The organism is Methylobacterium sp. Leaf456, from assembly GCF_001425465.1.
Classification (GTDB): Bacteria; Pseudomonadota; Alphaproteobacteria; order Rhizobiales; family Beijerinckiaceae; genus Methylobacterium.
On sequence record NZ_LMQV01000002.1, the window covers coordinates 346,146 to 362,214 of the forward strand.

Genomic DNA, 16,069 nt, shown 5'->3' on the forward strand with positions numbered 1-16,069 from the left:
AAACATCGGGGTTGGTCGATTGGCGGCCCGTGCGGGATTGCCCCCGCCGCCGACGGCGCGGCGTCAGTCGTCGATGCTGAGGCCGGGACGTTTCTTCGGCGCGGGCCGCCCGCCTTCGTCGGGATCGACGCGCAGGGTCGGTCTCCGCGGTCGCCGCGGGGTGGCTGGCGCGGCGGGCTCGCCAGCGGAAGCGTCACCGCCTGGGCCCGAGACAGTTCCGCTGACGGGGATGGCGGCCGCGAGTGGATCACCGGTGGGGATGGCGGTAGCGAGCGGATCGACGACGGCGCGTCCGGCGAAGTCCGCGTCGGTTGGGATCGCGAACTCGAGAAGATCCTTCTCGGCGCGCGCGATGTCCTCCGGCTCGGCGAACCGCGTCAGGAAGTTCGCCGCCCGCTCGGCCTCGCTCGTCCGGGCTTGGATCGCGCGAAGCGCCTCGAGGACGGCCGCCTCGCTCATCCGCGCCTGGTCGGCGTACTGCTGCCGGAGCCGCGCGCAGAGGGCCATGTGATCGGCGAGGCGGACCCCGTCGAACCCGGAGGTCGCCGCGCGGGCCTCGTGCCACGTGCCGTCGATCTCGATCGAGATCGCGCCGATGTCCTGCGGATCGACCTTGACGGCGAGGCTCACGCCGCCCCGCTTCAAGTAATGCCTGCGCAGTACCTCGGCCCGGTAGTCGAGGCCCATGAAGCGCAAGCCGTGTCGTCCGAGGGTCCGCTCTAGCCGCAGGCCGAAGATCGCGCGCCGCTCGTTGCGACCCGGGACCGGGATGACGCCGTACAGGTCGGTCTGCCGCTTCCAGGCATTCGCAGGCGTCTCACCACCAAGACCCGCATGGGGTAGGTTGTGGTAGGCGTCGAGCACCCAACGCACGAGCGTCATCGCGACGGTTTCGATCGGGACGCTGACGCGATCCAGCGCGGGGTAGTCGCCGCGGGCTACGGAGTTCGCGAAGGTCTGGCCCGTGAACTCCCTGATGAAACCGAGGCTGATCGTCCGGAGCATGCGCTCGACGGTCCCGCGCAGGTGCGGCATCCCGGCGGGAGGCACGTCGTGGGCGCTGCCGAGGGCGATCACGGCGAGGTGGAACTCCTCGGCGATGAACGACGAGCCGCTGTCCGTGACGACGACCTCGGGGCGTAGGGCCATGCCATCCCAAGCGGAGCGCGCTCCGGCCGCGACGGCGAGGTGACCTTTGTCGGAAGCCACCATCTCCAGGGTCGAGAGTGCGTTCCGGACGCTCGCCGTCGCGTCGAGGTGGAAGGCCAGGATGCACTTCGTAGCGACGTCGATCGCGACGCAAAGTATCCAGCGACGCTTCCTGAGTTCGTCCTTCTGCTCCTGGGACAGTCCGTCGAGGAGGTCAGTGCTCGAGAGCAGGACGAAGAGGTCGATCTTCCACTCGTCGATCTCGATGCGCTGGCCGGGGCGGAGTGCCTCGGCCTGGCTGACGATGAAGCGATGCGTGCGGGTGGCCGCCTCGACGCCCTCCCGTCCCGCCATGACGAGGAACTCGTCGAGGGCGGCGATGCGGCGCGAGAGCGTTCGATCCGACGGCACGGCATAGGACGGGAGCCCTTGCTCCACGCGCTGCGCGTTCAACTCGTCGAGGGCCGCGCGTAGCTTCTTGTGGCATCCCTCCCGGGTCGGCTTCTTCTCGGACACGAAGCCACGTTCGAAGCCGGATGCGAAGCCGGCTGCGTGCTCGAGCAGCAGCTTCTCGACCTCGGGGGCGTAGCGCGGTGTCCTGTTGCCGCAGCGGTGGAGCTTCGGCCGCAGCGCTAGCGGGCTGCGACCCGCCCGCTCGTAGGCTGCCAGCCACTGGCGCGCTCTCCGGAACCCAGGTCCCTCGTACCCAGCCTTCCTGCCACCGGAGCGAGGTTTCCTGGGCTTGGCGGGCTTGCCGTCCGCGGAGGGCGGCCGGCCGCGCGCCGCTATGTCCGAGTTGATCTCCTCCTCGATCTCGGGGAGGTTCGCCTCGAACCAAGCCTTCGAGCGAAGCCGCGGGCCACGCTCGCGGCGCGGCTTGCTTGCATCATCGATCTTCTGCGCGGCTTCTCGCTTCAGGATCCGAGTGACCCAGTCGAGCTTGCGGGCGATCTCTGACTGATCCCTATCGGGCAGGCCGGCGAGGGAACTCGCCCCGGCTTCGAGCCGCGTCCGGACCGCGAGGGCCCCGTGGTGGCGGGCGCTGAACTCGATCCGGCCGGCGAGCGACAGCGCTGCGAGGCGTTCGCGCTCGAAGCCCTCGTGGATCCCGCTGTCGACGTTGTGGAGGACGACGCCGGCTTCGGTCTCGCCGATCACGCGGTAGGGCGTGCCGTCGACCGTCAGGCCGTCGGACTTCTGGAGCCGCAGGTTCGCAGCATTCGGTACGATGGGGAGGTTCATCGCGCGCCCTCCCAATCGGTGCGGGAGGCCGCCGCGACGCGGCTCGCATGGCCGATGCGCTCGTCGCGCAGCAACACGATGTCACCGGTTCCAATGAGCCGCACGACGGCGCGGAAGCCGGCAGCTCCATGGCCGCTCCTGGCCACGAGGTCGCTGATGCACGCATCGCCCGTGATGGTTCTGACGATGTCGCGGATGGCGGCATCGGCCATGCTCGGGGGATCCCGCCGAACGGCGTGCAAGAGGCAGGCGTTCGCGATGGAGACCGGCGACATCCGTCGCTCGGTCATCAGAGCGAGGCCATCGGCGAAGTCGCGTGGGATCTGCGGCGCGATGTGCCGCAGGAAGCCCGCGAGATCATACTTGGTGGCGCGTTCCTCGTCCTTGACGGCGATCGCGATGCGGCGTCCGTTGACGAGGTGAGCCCGGAAGTCGAAGGTGTGGTGGCTGGGTGTGCCGTCGGGGAGGACGAACGCGACGGCAGGCGGCTGATCGTCCAGGCGGACGACGTCACGCCGGGCGAGCAGCAGGTGAGCGGCGTTGCGCTCGATGGTGCTCTCGTACGTGAGCTGCCGATGGTCGGTCGTCGTGACCAGGCTGCCGCGGAGCGAGCCCTTGGAGCGCAACGTGATCGTCCGCGAGGCGGTCGAGGCGGTGGGCGGCGTGAACGACGCGTCTGGCTCGTTCGGGCCCTCGAGGGGCATGGGGTTTGTCGTCTCGGACATGGGTATCCTCTCGTCTGGGGTCACGTTGCCGGTCGGCGACGCGAGCGGGAGCGGACAGCCGTCGGGGATCTGCGGCGCGATGCGGCGCAGGGGGGATGACGGCTGGGCTCGTGGACGGGAGGATGCTGGGATTGCCTTGGAGCTGGTCCGGCTCCCAAAACTTGGCGCAGGCGCTTGCGTCGCTGTCATCGACATGCGACGCTCCAGCATGTGCCAGTCCAGTGCGATTCATCGCACTGGAGGATCACAGCATCCTCATCTCGTGGTTGGGATGGCCGACAAGCTTTCTAGGGCTTTGGCGTCGGCACTCTGGTTATCACCGATGGGGGGCGTCCGATGTGGCGTCGGGCGTCCCCTGGTGATCCGGAAAGATCACAGACTGCGTATGGCGGTCTCCTCTTCGTAGCTGGTCGGCCTCTGCCGCCGCTCACCGCAAAACTTAAGCGTAAATCGCGGCGCGGCACTAGCAGCATCGCTCTCCCGGATGCGCCTCCGCGGGCCTGAAGCGGGTGCGATTCGCCAGGAATCGCTGTCGAGTCAACCGCTTGGCCGGACTCGGCTTTTTGTTCCGAGGCGGGTCTGTTCAGGCTCGAAACATTGCGAATCGAGTAAGGTTTACTGGCGATTCACCATGAATCGCCGACGCAGGCCGGCTCATCTGATTGGTCCGATGGGCCGGAACGCTCGTGAGAGCTCGATATCCGGGCTCCCGCATGGTCTGCACGAGCAGCATGACGAGCAGCACCACGCCGATCTGGATCAACAGGTAGAGGGCCAGGTGGATGTGCCAGCTCTCCAGGTCGTGTCGGAGATCGTCGACTGCGCCTGCAGCTGACCGCTCGATCGCGGCGGCCAACGCGTTGGCCTGCGTCGGCGTGAAGCCGGACTGCGTCAGTGCCGAGGTAGGGCTTGTGTGCAGCGTCATCGGATCAACTCCTGTTCGAGAATCGATCGAAAGGCGTGATCTCCGTGACCGGGATGTCGGCTTCGTAGCGATAAATCTCCAAGCGGAGCCAGCCGACCTCGGCAGCGACCTCGTCTGCCGGCACGTCCTTGTACCAGCCGCGCACCTTGCTCACGTTGCCATCGTCCCAGCGGTACCGGCGAGCCTTGAGGGCATCTTTAGCTTCGAACGGCGCACGCACCGCCTTGAGGCGGTAAACGCTCTCGAACGCCCGCTCTAAGAGGTAGCTGAATCCTGTCCGCCCGGACTGCGGCAGCCGACGCGCCAGGCATTCGAGTGTCGCCTGGCAGTCGTCGACCGCGCGATGGGCCGAGTAAATGAAGCCCAAGTCGGTTGCGATGTAGCAGAGCTTGCTGCCCATGCCCTCGGCCGCCCACGGGACCTGCACGAGCGAACATCCCCACGGCTTGGTCGCCAACGCCGGGCAGAGGTCCTCCGCGAACTTCCGATCAAAATTCGCGTTGTGCGCGATCACCAGATCGGCCTCTGCTACCAGCGAGTTGACTTGAGCGCGGTCGATCATCCGGCCCTCGACCATCGCTCCGTCGATCCCGGTCAGCCGGGTGATTTCGGGCAGGATCACTCCAAAGGGCTGCTGAAATGAGCCGTACGGCGTGCCGGCTGCGACTAAGCGTCCGTCCACAGTGTACGTGAAAGGCAACAGCCCGACTTCGATGATCTCGTGATATGTGGGGTCGAGGCCTGTGGTCTCGAGATCGATAATGAGGCCCTTTCTGACCTCGGCATCACCTGGAGTATCGAAGGTGCGACGAGGCTTATGACGACGCAGCACACGATAATCGCCGTTTCGCTCAAGCGCAGTGGCGACCAGTTCGGGATCGATATCGAGCATGTGGCTTGCTCTCCGTTCGTTGCGGGCAAGCTCAACATAGATGTTCCTGTGGGAAACGATACACAGGGTATCGTTTTAAAGCGATCACATTTTCGTGAGCGGGCCTTGTAGCATGGATCGGCGGCTGCTCAAGGCTGGACGGGTCGCGCTCGGATGGTCGCAGGCCGATCTTGCGGAACGCGCTGGCGTGCAGCGGCTCGTGGTCGTCCGCTTCGAAAACGGTAGGCAGGTTCCCCACTCCCGAACGATGGAAAGCTTAATCGCTGCTCTGAAGGTCGGAGGTGTTGAAGAGATCAGGCGTGAGGATGGGGCGGCTGGGATTGTCCTGCGGGCCGATGTGTACGCTCAAGGCTACGTAGATCGTCCGAACGAAACGTAATAGACGATTGAGAGCTATGCGGATTTCGTTCCGCAAAGTGACGTGCGTCCTGACACGTCGTGCCGGCGAAGCGCTCCCCGTCTGAAGAACACAAGACGATGCGGACCGGATCAGCCGGTCGCCAGCGTGATCAGAAGATTAAGACCATTGCTGCACCCGTCGATCATCCCGCCCCGAACAAAGCGTCGTCAGTTGCGGAATTACACAAGCATATCTCGCGCGAGGACGCTGGCACGCTCGAACCGCGCCCGCGTTGAGGCCTCTATTCGGGATAGGCCAAGCCTTTGCGCCATCATACGGACGCGCTCGGCTTCCGAAGCATCGGATCGCAGTGTCTGCGCGAGGCCGATAAGCTCAGGCATTGGCGTATCAGCATGATTGCGGAGGCCGGCATCGGATGCACGGTGGGAACAGCTCACCTGCGGCGGCTGGTGGGGCGGCCACAGCACCGTCCGGCCGTCATCCTCGCTTCGCGCAATGGCAGGGCCGATCTGGTCCGAGACGGCTTCGCGAATCAGGGTGCTGACACGCGGGAGTCCATGGGCCCGCGCAATACGCCGTAGCAGGACATCCTCGTAGATGGGCCCCTCCACGGCGGCCACATGCTCCACAGATGCTCGCAGCACGTTGCGGTAGGAAGCATCGTGGAAACGAGCCGGCTCGATCGGAAGGCCGCAGTCGGCGAGGTCGGCAATCCGGTAGCTCTGCTGTCCCTGCGAAACCTCGATCGCGGGAGCTGAGCTGCGGCGCAGCGTGATCTGATCCGCATAGAGGCTCGGCGAGATCGGGTCCGACGGAGCCTGCGGATCGTTCGCTGGCTCCGGTGGAGGTTCCTCAACGGGTACGACGGACGGCATCTCGTCGGTAGGTTCGGGGTTGTCCGGCTCTGGGGTAGCAGGCGTAGTGGACGCATCGGCTTGAGCCGCTTCGGCGGCCCGCGTGCGATCCTGCTCCAGATCCTCGCGCAGACGCTGGTCGAGCTTGGCGAGCGCGCCCTCTGCGTTCATCCACCACTCGGTGCTCCACACGCGACGGATGCGCCACCCGAGGTCGGTCAGCACGTGCTCGCGCAGGCGGTCGCGGTCCCGGGCCGTGGCCGAGCTGTGGTAGGTCGCGCCATCGCACTCGACCCCGGCAAGGTAGCGGCCAGGGGCGTCCGGATGCACCACGCCGAGGTCGACCCGGAAGCCCGACACGCCGATCTGCGTGTGCACGGTCCAGCCCTTCGCCTGAAGCGCAGCCAGCACGGCCGCCTCGAAGGGGGATTCGACATCACCACCGGTTGGCGCGAAGGCCTCGGCGAGCGCCCGCGCGCCGCGGTCAGCGAATTCGAGGAAGTGCTTGAAGTCGCGCACGCCGCGCGCCCGCGTGCGGCCGAGGTCGATCTGCTCAGGCCGGAGCGAGGCGAAGACCACGAGTTCGCGCCGAGCACGGGTGATGGCAACGTTCAGGCGGCGGTAGCCGCCGTCTTTGTTGAGCGAGGACACGGTGCTGACCGGCCGTCCCGTCTGGTCCGGGCCGACGGCGACCGAGAATATGATCGTGTCGCGCTCGTCGCCCTGCACATTCTCCAGGTTCTTCACGAAGACCGGCTCGTGCCAGCGGTCCCGGTCGAAGAACGGCTCCAGCTCCGGATACGAACGCCGCTGCTCGTCGAGCAGGTTCTCGATCAGTCGCTGCTGCTCGCCGTTGAAGGTGACGATGCCAAGCGAGCGGCGCTCCTGCGCGAAGCTCGGCTCGCGCAGGCGACGCACGATCTCGGCGACGACTGCCCGGGCTTCGGGTCGGTTCACGCGCCCCGAGCCGCGCTCGTAGACGCCGTCGGGCACCAGAGTCAGCCGCACGGCCCGGTCGTCGGTGACCGGCGACGGGAAGGTGACGAGGCGGCCGCCGTAGTAGTGCGCATTCGAGAAGGCGATCAGGCTCTCGTGCCGGCTGCGGTAGTGCCAGTCGAGGTTCCGCCGCGGGATGTTGGCGGCCAGGCATTCGTCGAGAATGGACTCCTGGTCCGAGACGTCGCTGCCGTCCTCGATGTCGTCGACGCCGCGGTCGCCGACATTGGTCGGCGGGAGCTGCTCGGGGTCGCCGACGATCACCACCTGCTTGCCCCGCGCGATCGCGCCGACCGCGTCCCAGGGCGAGATCTGCGAGGCCTCGTCGAAGATGACGACGTCGAACGGCTCCTTGTCCGGCGGCAGGTACTGCGCGATCGAGAGCGGGCTCATCATCACGCAGGGGGTGAGCCTGGTCAGCGCCGTCGGCATCCGGCCGAACAGCTTGCGCAGCGGCATGTGCTGCGTCTTCTTCGTCAGCTCGTGCGAGAGTGTGCCCCATTCCGGATCGGCCCCGAAGGCGGTCGGCCCGGGGATGCCGCCGCCGAGGCGCGAGCGCACCACCTGCTTCGAGAGCTCGGTGACGCGCCGGTCCGCCGCGCGGAAGCGGGCGATTGTGTCCTCGTGGCGCTCCGGGAGGAAGCGGCGCAACACCGGGTCGTGGCTGACGACGCGGTCGATCCACCACCGAGCATAGGCGGTCTCGAACGCCGCCTCGGCCCGGTCGGGAGCGACGCGTCCCTCCTCCAACGCCTCGATCAGCGGGGTGAGGCCGCTGCCGCGCGCGTTCTGCGCGGCCGCCTGCCACGCGCACCAGCCCTGAGCCCGCCCGAGCCCGGAGGCCCAGCGTTGCGCCAGTGCGATGCTGCGCTCGATCCAGTCGGCCTCCGCCGCCAACGGCTCGTCAGGGTCGGCGCGCCCGGCCAGCTGGCTGAGTGCCTTCATCGCATCAGTGGTGCGCGCACGATCCTGCGCGAAGGCGGCATAGGCCTGCGCGATGCGACCGCCCTCAGCCAGCGCCCGCGCCTGCTGCTCGACGAGTTGCACGAGGTGGTCGCGTAGGCCGTCGATGCTGAGCGAGAGTGGTCCGAGGATGTCGAGAAGCTGCTCGACCTTCTCGGCCCAGGTGATGGCCGGCTGGAACTCGGCCGCCGGCATCTCCGGGTTGCTCCATGGTAGCCCCAGCCGGGCGAGGACGAGTTCCTCAAGGCAGCCCGCCTTCACGTGCCGGGCGACTTCGATCAGACCGGTGAGATCCGGCCCGATATCCTCCGGCAGTGTGCCCTCGGCGTAGGGCTGGACCTGCAGCAGCACGCGCTTCAGCCGTCCGCTGCGAACCAGGAAATTGGATCCTTGTGCGGCGACCCACTCGGTGAGGAGACCGGCAAGGTTCTGGTCGAGGATGCCCGGCCGGTACCGGCCAGAGAGGCGACCGAGGAGTTCGGTGCGCGTCGCTTGGAAGCGCTCGCGCGCGGCGACGGCCCGGCGCAGATCGCCGGAGCCATCGGCCAGGAAGGCGGCACCGCAGCGGGCCTCGGGCCGGACGAGATAGTTGCCGAGCACCATGAGCCCGCGTGTGCCGGCGTAGGTCGCGAGCAGGGTGGGCAGGCCGATCGCGTCGGCGAAGGCTTGGCCGCTGACGCGGAGCGTCGACAGGGCGTCTGTGTTGGCGCGGATCGCGGCTCCCATATCGTCGCGCCAGACCGGCGACCACTGGGTGGCCTCGACGCCCTGCAGCGGATGGTCGACGAGGGAGCCCACCGAGGAAAGGACTGGGCGCAATTCCCGGCAGCCCGCGCGGAGCGTCGCGAGCGTCTCCGCGCCGTACGCGAGATGGTCCGGCCAGGTGAGCACGAGCCCGAGGTCGCCGCCACCGGCCGCGATCACGCGGCCGAAGGCTTCGTAGGCCGACAAGCCGTTCTCACGCCGTCGATGGAGCGCGTTCACGAGGCCGTTGAGCTCCTCGCGCAGGCTCGCGAGCTCACTGGTTGCCGCGTCCCAGGTGCCCTGCGAGGGCGTGGTGCGCTCATGCCAGGCCCGGCGCAGCTGCCCGAGAACTGCCGACTTCTGCGCCTTGGTCGAATGGACCTCCAGGCAGTAGTCGCCGAGACCGATCTCCTGCAGGCGGCGCTGCACGACCTCCAGGGCGGCTGTCTTCTGCGAGACGAACAGCACCGTGCGGCCCTGCGCGAGGCACTGGGCGATCATGTTGCCGATCGTCTGGCTCTTGCCCGTACCGGGCGGCCCGAACAGCACGAAGTCCTTGCCCTGGGCGGCGGCCAGCACCGCAGAGAGCTGGGACGAATCGGCCGAGAGCGGCGCGAACACAGTCTCGGGCGGATACTCGTAATCGAGGCGCGCGGGCTCGGGGAAGGGCGTCCCGTCGCCGTAGGAATGCTTCGGCGTGTCGATGAGGTGGCGCACCACCGGATTGCGCTTGAGCACCTCAGCGCGGTCGACCAAGTCCTTCCACATCAGGTACTTGGTGAATGAGAAGGCCGAGAGCACGACGTCCGGCACCACCTCCCAGCCGCGCAGGTCGCGCACGTGCGCGCGCACGATCTTGAAGATGGCGTCGACGTCGATGCCGGAGGCGTCCCGCGGCAGATCCCCCTCGAACTCCGGTATGCGCAGCCGAAAGTCCTCGCGCAGCATCTCCAGCAGGGTCGGGTTGATCCGCACCTCGTCGTCGTGCAGCGCCAGGCGGAAGCCGGCGCGGACGCTGGAGCGTTTCAGCGAAACCGGCACCAGCAGCAGCGGAGCGCGGTAAGCGGCCTCGCCCTCCTTGCGGGTCCACGAGAGGAAACCGATCGCGAGATAGAGGATGTTGGCCCCGCCCTCCTCGAAGCCGTTGCGGGCGAGGCGGAAGAGATCGAGCAGGCGGCGGTCGAGCTCTGCCTCGGTCGAGGTCGTGTAGATCTCCCGCCGGGCGAGCGCCGCCTCAAGATAGCTGCGCCGACCGTCGTCGTGATGACGCCGGGCGTAGAGATCGGCGCTGCGCTCGTCGGCCCCGCTCAGCACGTCAGAGACGGGCTTCAACCGGAATTCCTGCCCCGCCGCGAGGCCGTCCTCCAGGCCCCCGGGGGAAACGCATTCGAGCACGACCGAGCCCTTGCCGGGCTTGAAGTTCAAGAGCTTGTTGCGGAGCGTCAGGTCGAGGAGCTTGCGCTTCCAGCGCTCCATTCGACCGACCGGGGTCTCGGGAGCCTCATCGGCGGGCGGTCGCGCCTCCTCGTCGAAGCTGGGCGGTGCGGAGAGCGGCTGGTTGAGCGGTGCCGTCGGCGCGGGCGCGAGGTCTGCCGGCCTGCCCTCACCAAGATCCATCGGGCGGATGCCGCGCCGCCGGCAGCGCCGAACATCGATCGCGACTTCGAGCGGGGCGGGCGCGTCGTCCTCGACCTGGGCGCTACCCTGCGTGATCGCGACCTTGAACGCGGCCGGTGGGTTGTGGGTCAGCAGTGTCGTCTCGACGAGGACGAGGTCCTGCAGGTCCCGGCGCTTGCGCAGGAGCTGCATGTCGTCGACGGTCGCGCTCGCGAAATCCTCGTCCTGCAACCACAGGCCGACGAAGGCGTGGCCCTCCGTCAGCACCAGGACCGGGTTTAAGCCCGCCTGCTCCAGGCAGGCGGCGTAGAGGAGCGAGAGGTCGAGGCAGGTGCCGACCTTGCGTTCCAGAACCTCGCTCGGACCGCGCACCTTCTGGCCGGCCTGCTCGAAGCTCGCCGGCGGCAGGACGTAGGCGATGCGACGGTCGGCGATGGCCGCCCAGATCGCCTCGGCGAGTTCCCAGGTGCGGGCCTTCTTCCGCGCGCTGTAGCCGTTCAGGCCGGTCTCGCGCCCGGCCTCGCCGAGCTTCGTCGCGGCATCGCGCAGCACGATGTCGACGGCCGGGTCGTTCGGCCGGACGAAGGCGGCGAGCAGTTCCGGGGCGCTCCGGCCGCCGCCCCATTGCGAGGGCGGGAGCAGGCGGATCTCCGCCACGCTCCGGGCGCGTTCGCCGCCCGCATCCTCCAGGACGCTCGTCAGTTCGAGGCGGCTCGCCTCGGTGAAGCCGGCGAGCAGCGCCGCATCGAGCCGGATATCGGGCGTCTCGATGTGATGGTTCGAGCCGGCCGGGACACGGTCGATGCGCAGGGTCAGCGGCTGCACGACGGCCGGCCGGCTCTCGATCCGTACCCGGAGATCGACGAGATCCTCATCGGACGGGTTCGCGACCACAATCTCCCGGATCACCGGAATAGCGTTCTCGTAGTAGGCGAGGCTGACATGCTCCGTCGCCGTGCACGCGACCCGCACGACCTCCTGAACGTCGATCTCAGCGACGGGCTCGATCGTCTCGTTGCTCACTGTACGATCCATCGACTCGAGAAGCGCTCGCCCTGCTTGTAGCGGGCGAGCTTAGGTCCGACCTCGTCGCAGGTCTCCCCGAACGCATCCCGGATGACACTGAACTCGGCGTCATTGACGTAGCCGGTCACGTAGCAGACGTCTTGGTACTCGCCCTTGATGCGGTTGCGCATCTTGATCCGCGTGGTCGCCATGGCGGTCTCGAGCGGACGCTCCTTGTAGAGGGCGGTGCCGTAGTCGAGGATCTGCGTCTCGGCCGACATGAATTCCCAGCGGTCGTCGCGCTGGGTCTGATAATGGCGGGCGAGCTTCGGGTACCGTCCTGTAAACCCGACCGGGCGGTCGCCTGTCGCGAAGGCTTGCGCCTCCTCGCCGAGCGCCTGCTCGAAGAAGCGCGCTCGCTCGCCCCACTGGGCGCGCAAGGCCCGCTCGCGCGTCTCGCGCCGGGCGCTCGCCTCCTTCTCCTTCTCACGGTCGAGCTTGCTGCGCTCCTCCAGCTCGCGCTGACGCTTGAATTGCTCCTCGACGCTACGGGTCTTGCTCGCGTCGATCTCGGTCTGCGTGGTCGCGGCTTCGGCCGGCTCGATCCATAGGGGGAGGTAGCGGTGAGTGATGCCGTCCCGGGTCATGGCCTCGGTGATCGTGGCGAGATCGACGGACGCCGCGTAGACCGCGCCGCACTCGCCGCGCTTGACGGCGATGAAGGCCCCATCCGCCGAGGTCGGCGCGACGACAGGTTGGCCCGGCAGTTCGTCGCCGAGCCGATCCGAGAGCCGAGCGAGAATGGCCGCGTGCGCTTCGGCCTTATCGGGCGCAACCCGGCAGAGCACGCTCGATGCGTTCGGCACCGCGACGACACCGAAGCCCTCGCCCTTGCGCTCACGCACCAGCGCTTCGACCTCGTTGGCCTTGGCCGCCTCAGCCTGCCGCGCGGAGGCCAGGGCGGTCGCATCGACGATGGCGAGCCGAGCGAACAGGTTGCCGTTAACCGCCTCCACCAGGGTGATCACCCGGTCGACCGGCTCGCGCAGCAGGCGCTCGCGCTCGGCGAAGATCAGGTCCTGCTTGGCGAGGTCGTTCGGCCCGCAGGCTGCGAGCGGCAGATCGAGCTTGGCCCCGAGCGCCGCGCTCCGATCGCGGATCTGCCGGTTCAGGAACACGTCCGACAGGGGCGCGTGGTACAGGCAAGCGGCCCCACGACCATCCTCGAACACCAGCTCGCCGCGCAGGTTGCGCACGACGGAGGGAGCCTTGCCGCTGTCGTTGTAGAGCACGATCAGGTCGCCGCGGCCGCCCTCGATCAGGAAGCGGCTCTTGGCCGTCACCGCCCGGGCGAGCCGCGCCGCCGCATCGATGCGGGCGCGCTTGCCCGCGTAGGCGTCGGCGAGCTCCTTCAGGCGCTCGTCGGAGGTGTCGGGCGAGATCCCGGTCACGTCGGCGACGAAGCCGGACAGGAAGGTCTGGAGATCCTGCGGGATACCGCCCTTCAGGGTGGTCTCGGCCTCGGCCGCGTCGCGCTTCAGGCGCTCGACGAGAGCCGCGCGCTGGTTCTCCGCTTTGTCGCGCTCGCGTCGGCGCTCCTCCGCTTCGCGCTCGCGGCGCTTGGCGTCGCCCTGCTCCGCCAGCGTCGCCTGCGCCTTGGCGGCGACCTCGGGTGCGATCCAAATCGGCAGATAGCGGAAGCTGACGCCGTCGCGGGTCAGCCCCTTCACCAGGGGCGCGAGATCCTTGGCGCTGCCGTAGACGGCCCCGCACTGACCACGCTTGATCGACAGAAAAGCTCCGTCGGCACTCGCCGCTACCATGGTGGTCGCGCCGCCGAGTTCCGCCTTCAGCAGGGCCTCGTAGAGCTCCAGGAGACGGTCGTGCAGCGCCTTGTCCCCAGTCGCCACTCGGCAGACCGTGCGCGAGCCGGTGCCGAAGGCGAGCACGGCCAGGCCCTCCGAGGTCCCGCGCGAGACCTCGCTCTCGGCTTCCGCCGCTCGGATGCCCTCTTGCTGGCGTGCGGCCTCGATGTCGGACTTCAGCACCGTGCCGGCGAGCGCGTAAACGCCTGTATCGACCGCCGAAGCGATTGTGCCGAAGAGCCCGGACTGTGCACGTAGCGCGCCGCGGTCAAGGGCCAGCAGGTCGGCGCTCAGCTGCTGCGCGCTGGTGCAGCGGGGCAGGGTCTCCCGGACCGGGGCACCGAGGCTGCGCAGCTTGGCGACGAGCTGTTCGAGGGCGATCCGGTCGGCCGGCGCGTCCGGCAGGGCGCAGGCCAGCGTGCGTTCAGGATCGAAGACGAGGTTGCCGTCGAGGCCGCGAACGACCGCGCCCGCGCGCGGCGAGCTGTTGTAGAGGAGCAGGATGTCGCCGGGATCGCCCTCGACGAGGAAGCGGTTCTTGTCGGTGACGGCGCGCTGCACCGCCTCGGCCTCGCGCACGCGTGGCTCGATCTGCGCAAAGCGCCGCTCGATGGTCTCCACGACACGCGGCAGTTCCTGCGGCGAAGCCCCTTCCGACTGTTTGAGGAGCGGAGCCAGTTCGGTTCGCAGGTCCTCCGCTACCGGGCCGCCCAGTAGGGCCTCGATACGCTGGCGCTGTTCGCCGAGCCGACGCTGCGCCTGGAGGCGGGAGCTGCGGTCCCGTTCTTCGCCCCCGAGGTCACCGAGATAGGCCTCGTAGCGCCGCGCGACGGCCTCGATGCGGGCGGGCAGGCTGGCATCCATCGCCACGGCGAGGCTCGGGCCAACACTCGGTCCGCGCCCAAGCCGGTCGGCGAGGCCGGTGCTGAGGAAGCCGTCCCCAGCCAAGCCCTGGGCATCCGCGAAGCTCGTGATCGCCCGCCGCGTCACCCCGCCGTAGACGCCGTCGGCGATCGCATCGGCCGCAAGATAGCTAGCCGCGCGCAGAGCCTCTTGCAGGCGGACATGGTCCTCGATCGGCCGCCCGATCTCCTGGCGTGCCGCAGGGGGACCATCGCGTCCGACGCGCGCTGCCCAGGCTTCCTTCTGACGCTGGTAAGTCGCAGCGATGCAGGGGACGGCGCGCGCGCGCAGAGCTGCCGTGACCTTGCCGGTCTCCGGGATGCGGCAGGTCTTGAGCGTGCGCTCGACCAGCTCGTTCGACTCCGCCTTCAGCTCCGCGCCGGCGTCGGGCTTGAGGTGACGCAGTGCGTAGAAGGGCCGGGCCATCTCGAGATCGATGCGGCGCAGGCCGGCATCCTCGCAGATCAGGATCGGCAGCGGGGTGTTGGCCTTCTCGCAGTCGAAGGACGGCCCGAGATCGCGGGTCGACGCCACCGGCTTCGGCAACGAGGCGGTGCGCGGGGGCTCGGACACGGCGGCGGCCTCCTTGCGCAGGTCGGCCAGCCGCTTCTTCAGCCCGTCCGAGGTCTCGGCCTTGGTCCGCGCCTCGGCCTGCGCGCGCAGGCTACCCATCCGGTCGAGCGCGGACAGTCGCGCGGCCTCGGTCTGAGACAACGCACCGAGCCCACCGACCTCCCGGCTGATCGTGTCCGTATCGGGTGCGGACGGGCCGGTCCGGGCGGCGAGTTGCTGCTCGATCCGGCTCTGGATCCGCGCAACCTCCGAACGCACGACGGGCGAGGCGTCGCGCTGGTAGTTCGCGAGCGTGGTCTTGAGTACCTGAAGCTGCTCGGCCCGGCCCTGCGCCTCGGCCCGCGCCTGACGCAGCTCGCGCGCCTCCGCAGTCTCGACATCGGCGACGATAATCCGAGTGCCCGAGAAATGCAGCTCGATCGCCTCGCGCGGTTCGACGGCCAGGACGCGGTTGCTGCCGTCGCGGTAGGCGAAGGACTGGTTGCAGGTAGTCGAGACCGACCAGCCGTTCTCGTCCGACGTGGTGCAGCTGAAGCCCCTCCGCAGGTTCGGCTCGGTGAAGCGCCGGCACTCGGTGAAGAAGCTGCCGAGACGCCCGTCGTCCGGGGCAATGCCACGCTGGATCATGCCGGCGATGTCGGCGTTCCGGCGCGCGAGTGCGCGATCGAGGCAGAACCGGTCCGTATTGGAGAGCCGAGCCCAGGCATCACGGGCGGCCTGCGCCTGGGCGGCACCCAGAAGCCCACCGAAAATGTCGAGCGGCGTGACCTGGGCGATGGCCGGCACGATTGATACCGTGATCGCTGCGACCAACAGAAAACCGCGCGTTCCGCCCCGGGCCATTGTCGCACCCCGTACATTTGTTACGCACGGTTTGCCGGGTTGGCATGACCCATTCAAGGTTGAATCGGCCACAATCCAGAAAATGCTGGCCCACGGATGACGGCGCGTCTGTGCGGATGAGCAAGGTGGGGACCAAGCCCGAATGGCGGCGGTCTGCACGGTCCGTTTGATATTCGCCGCCAGGAGCCGCTCGCGACCCTTCTTGGGCCTTCGGGAGGTCTGCATATCGGCAGTCCGATTGGCCTCGAAAGAGCGAGCATGGCTGCCAGCCTCCCGTCCGGTTAGAGCGCACTTGGCAGAGAGACGGACTTTACCGTTAAGGCCGCTCACGATCTTCGAAGTAGAACTCCGTCGCAAAAGAGCTTGCAGGTCGTTATGCATATTATTTCGGCGGATCTCAAGGATGCCTAAC

General features: G+C 68.2%; 7 protein-coding genes. 1 reads left to right on the top strand and 6 read right to left on the bottom strand.

The features are described from left to right. Positions 1-63: 63 nt before the first annotated feature. From ASG52_RS03785 to ASG52_RS03800, 4 genes are all read right to left on the bottom strand, one after another. Entirely contained in the window at positions 64-2,391 is a 2,328-nt protein-coding gene (locus ASG52_RS03785; protein WP_056239188.1) for a TnsB C-terminal domain-containing protein, read from the bottom strand. After that, positions 2,388-3,116, bottom strand: a complete 729-nt coding sequence (locus tag ASG52_RS03790) for a hypothetical protein (protein WP_056239190.1) — start codon at positions 3,114-3,116, stop codon at positions 2,388-2,390. The genes ASG52_RS03785 and ASG52_RS03790 overlap by 4 nt, the downstream gene beginning before the upstream one ends. 583 nt (positions 3,117-3,699) lie before the next feature. After that, on the bottom strand, positions 3,700-4,041 hold the full coding sequence (locus tag ASG52_RS03795) for a hypothetical protein (RefSeq protein WP_056239192.1): 342 nt from the start codon (positions 4,039-4,041) through the stop codon (positions 3,700-3,702). 4 nt (positions 4,042-4,045) lie between these two features. Further along, entirely contained in the window at positions 4,046-4,999 is a 954-nt protein-coding gene (locus tag ASG52_RS03800; protein ID WP_353612451.1) for a 3'-5' exonuclease, read from the bottom strand. A gap of 46 nt (positions 5,000-5,045) precedes the next feature. On the opposite strand from ASG52_RS03800, the gene ASG52_RS28610 reads away from it, so the two are divergent. Then, positions 5,046-5,312 (top strand): helix-turn-helix transcriptional regulator, encoded by a 267-nt coding sequence (locus tag ASG52_RS28610; RefSeq protein ID WP_082552323.1) that lies wholly within the window; start codon positions 5,046-5,048, stop codon positions 5,310-5,312. Between the two features lie 200 nt (positions 5,313-5,512). On the opposite strand, the gene proA is transcribed toward ASG52_RS28610, so the two are convergent. Next, the gene (gene proA, locus ASG52_RS03805; RefSeq protein WP_286158929.1) at positions 5,513-11,491 is read right to left on the bottom strand and encodes an anti-phage protein ProA; all 5,979 of its coding nucleotides are present in this window, start codon (positions 11,489-11,491) and stop codon (positions 5,513-5,515) included. Then, positions 11,488-15,627 carry a lysozyme inhibitor LprI family protein gene (locus ASG52_RS03810; RefSeq protein ID WP_056239202.1) on the bottom strand — a complete coding sequence of 1,380 codons (4,140 nt, stop codon included), beginning with the start codon at positions 15,625-15,627 and terminating at the stop codon, positions 11,488-11,490. Before ASG52_RS03810 ends, proA begins: the two co-directional genes overlap by 4 nt. Between the last annotated feature and the right edge of the window lie 442 nt (positions 15,628-16,069).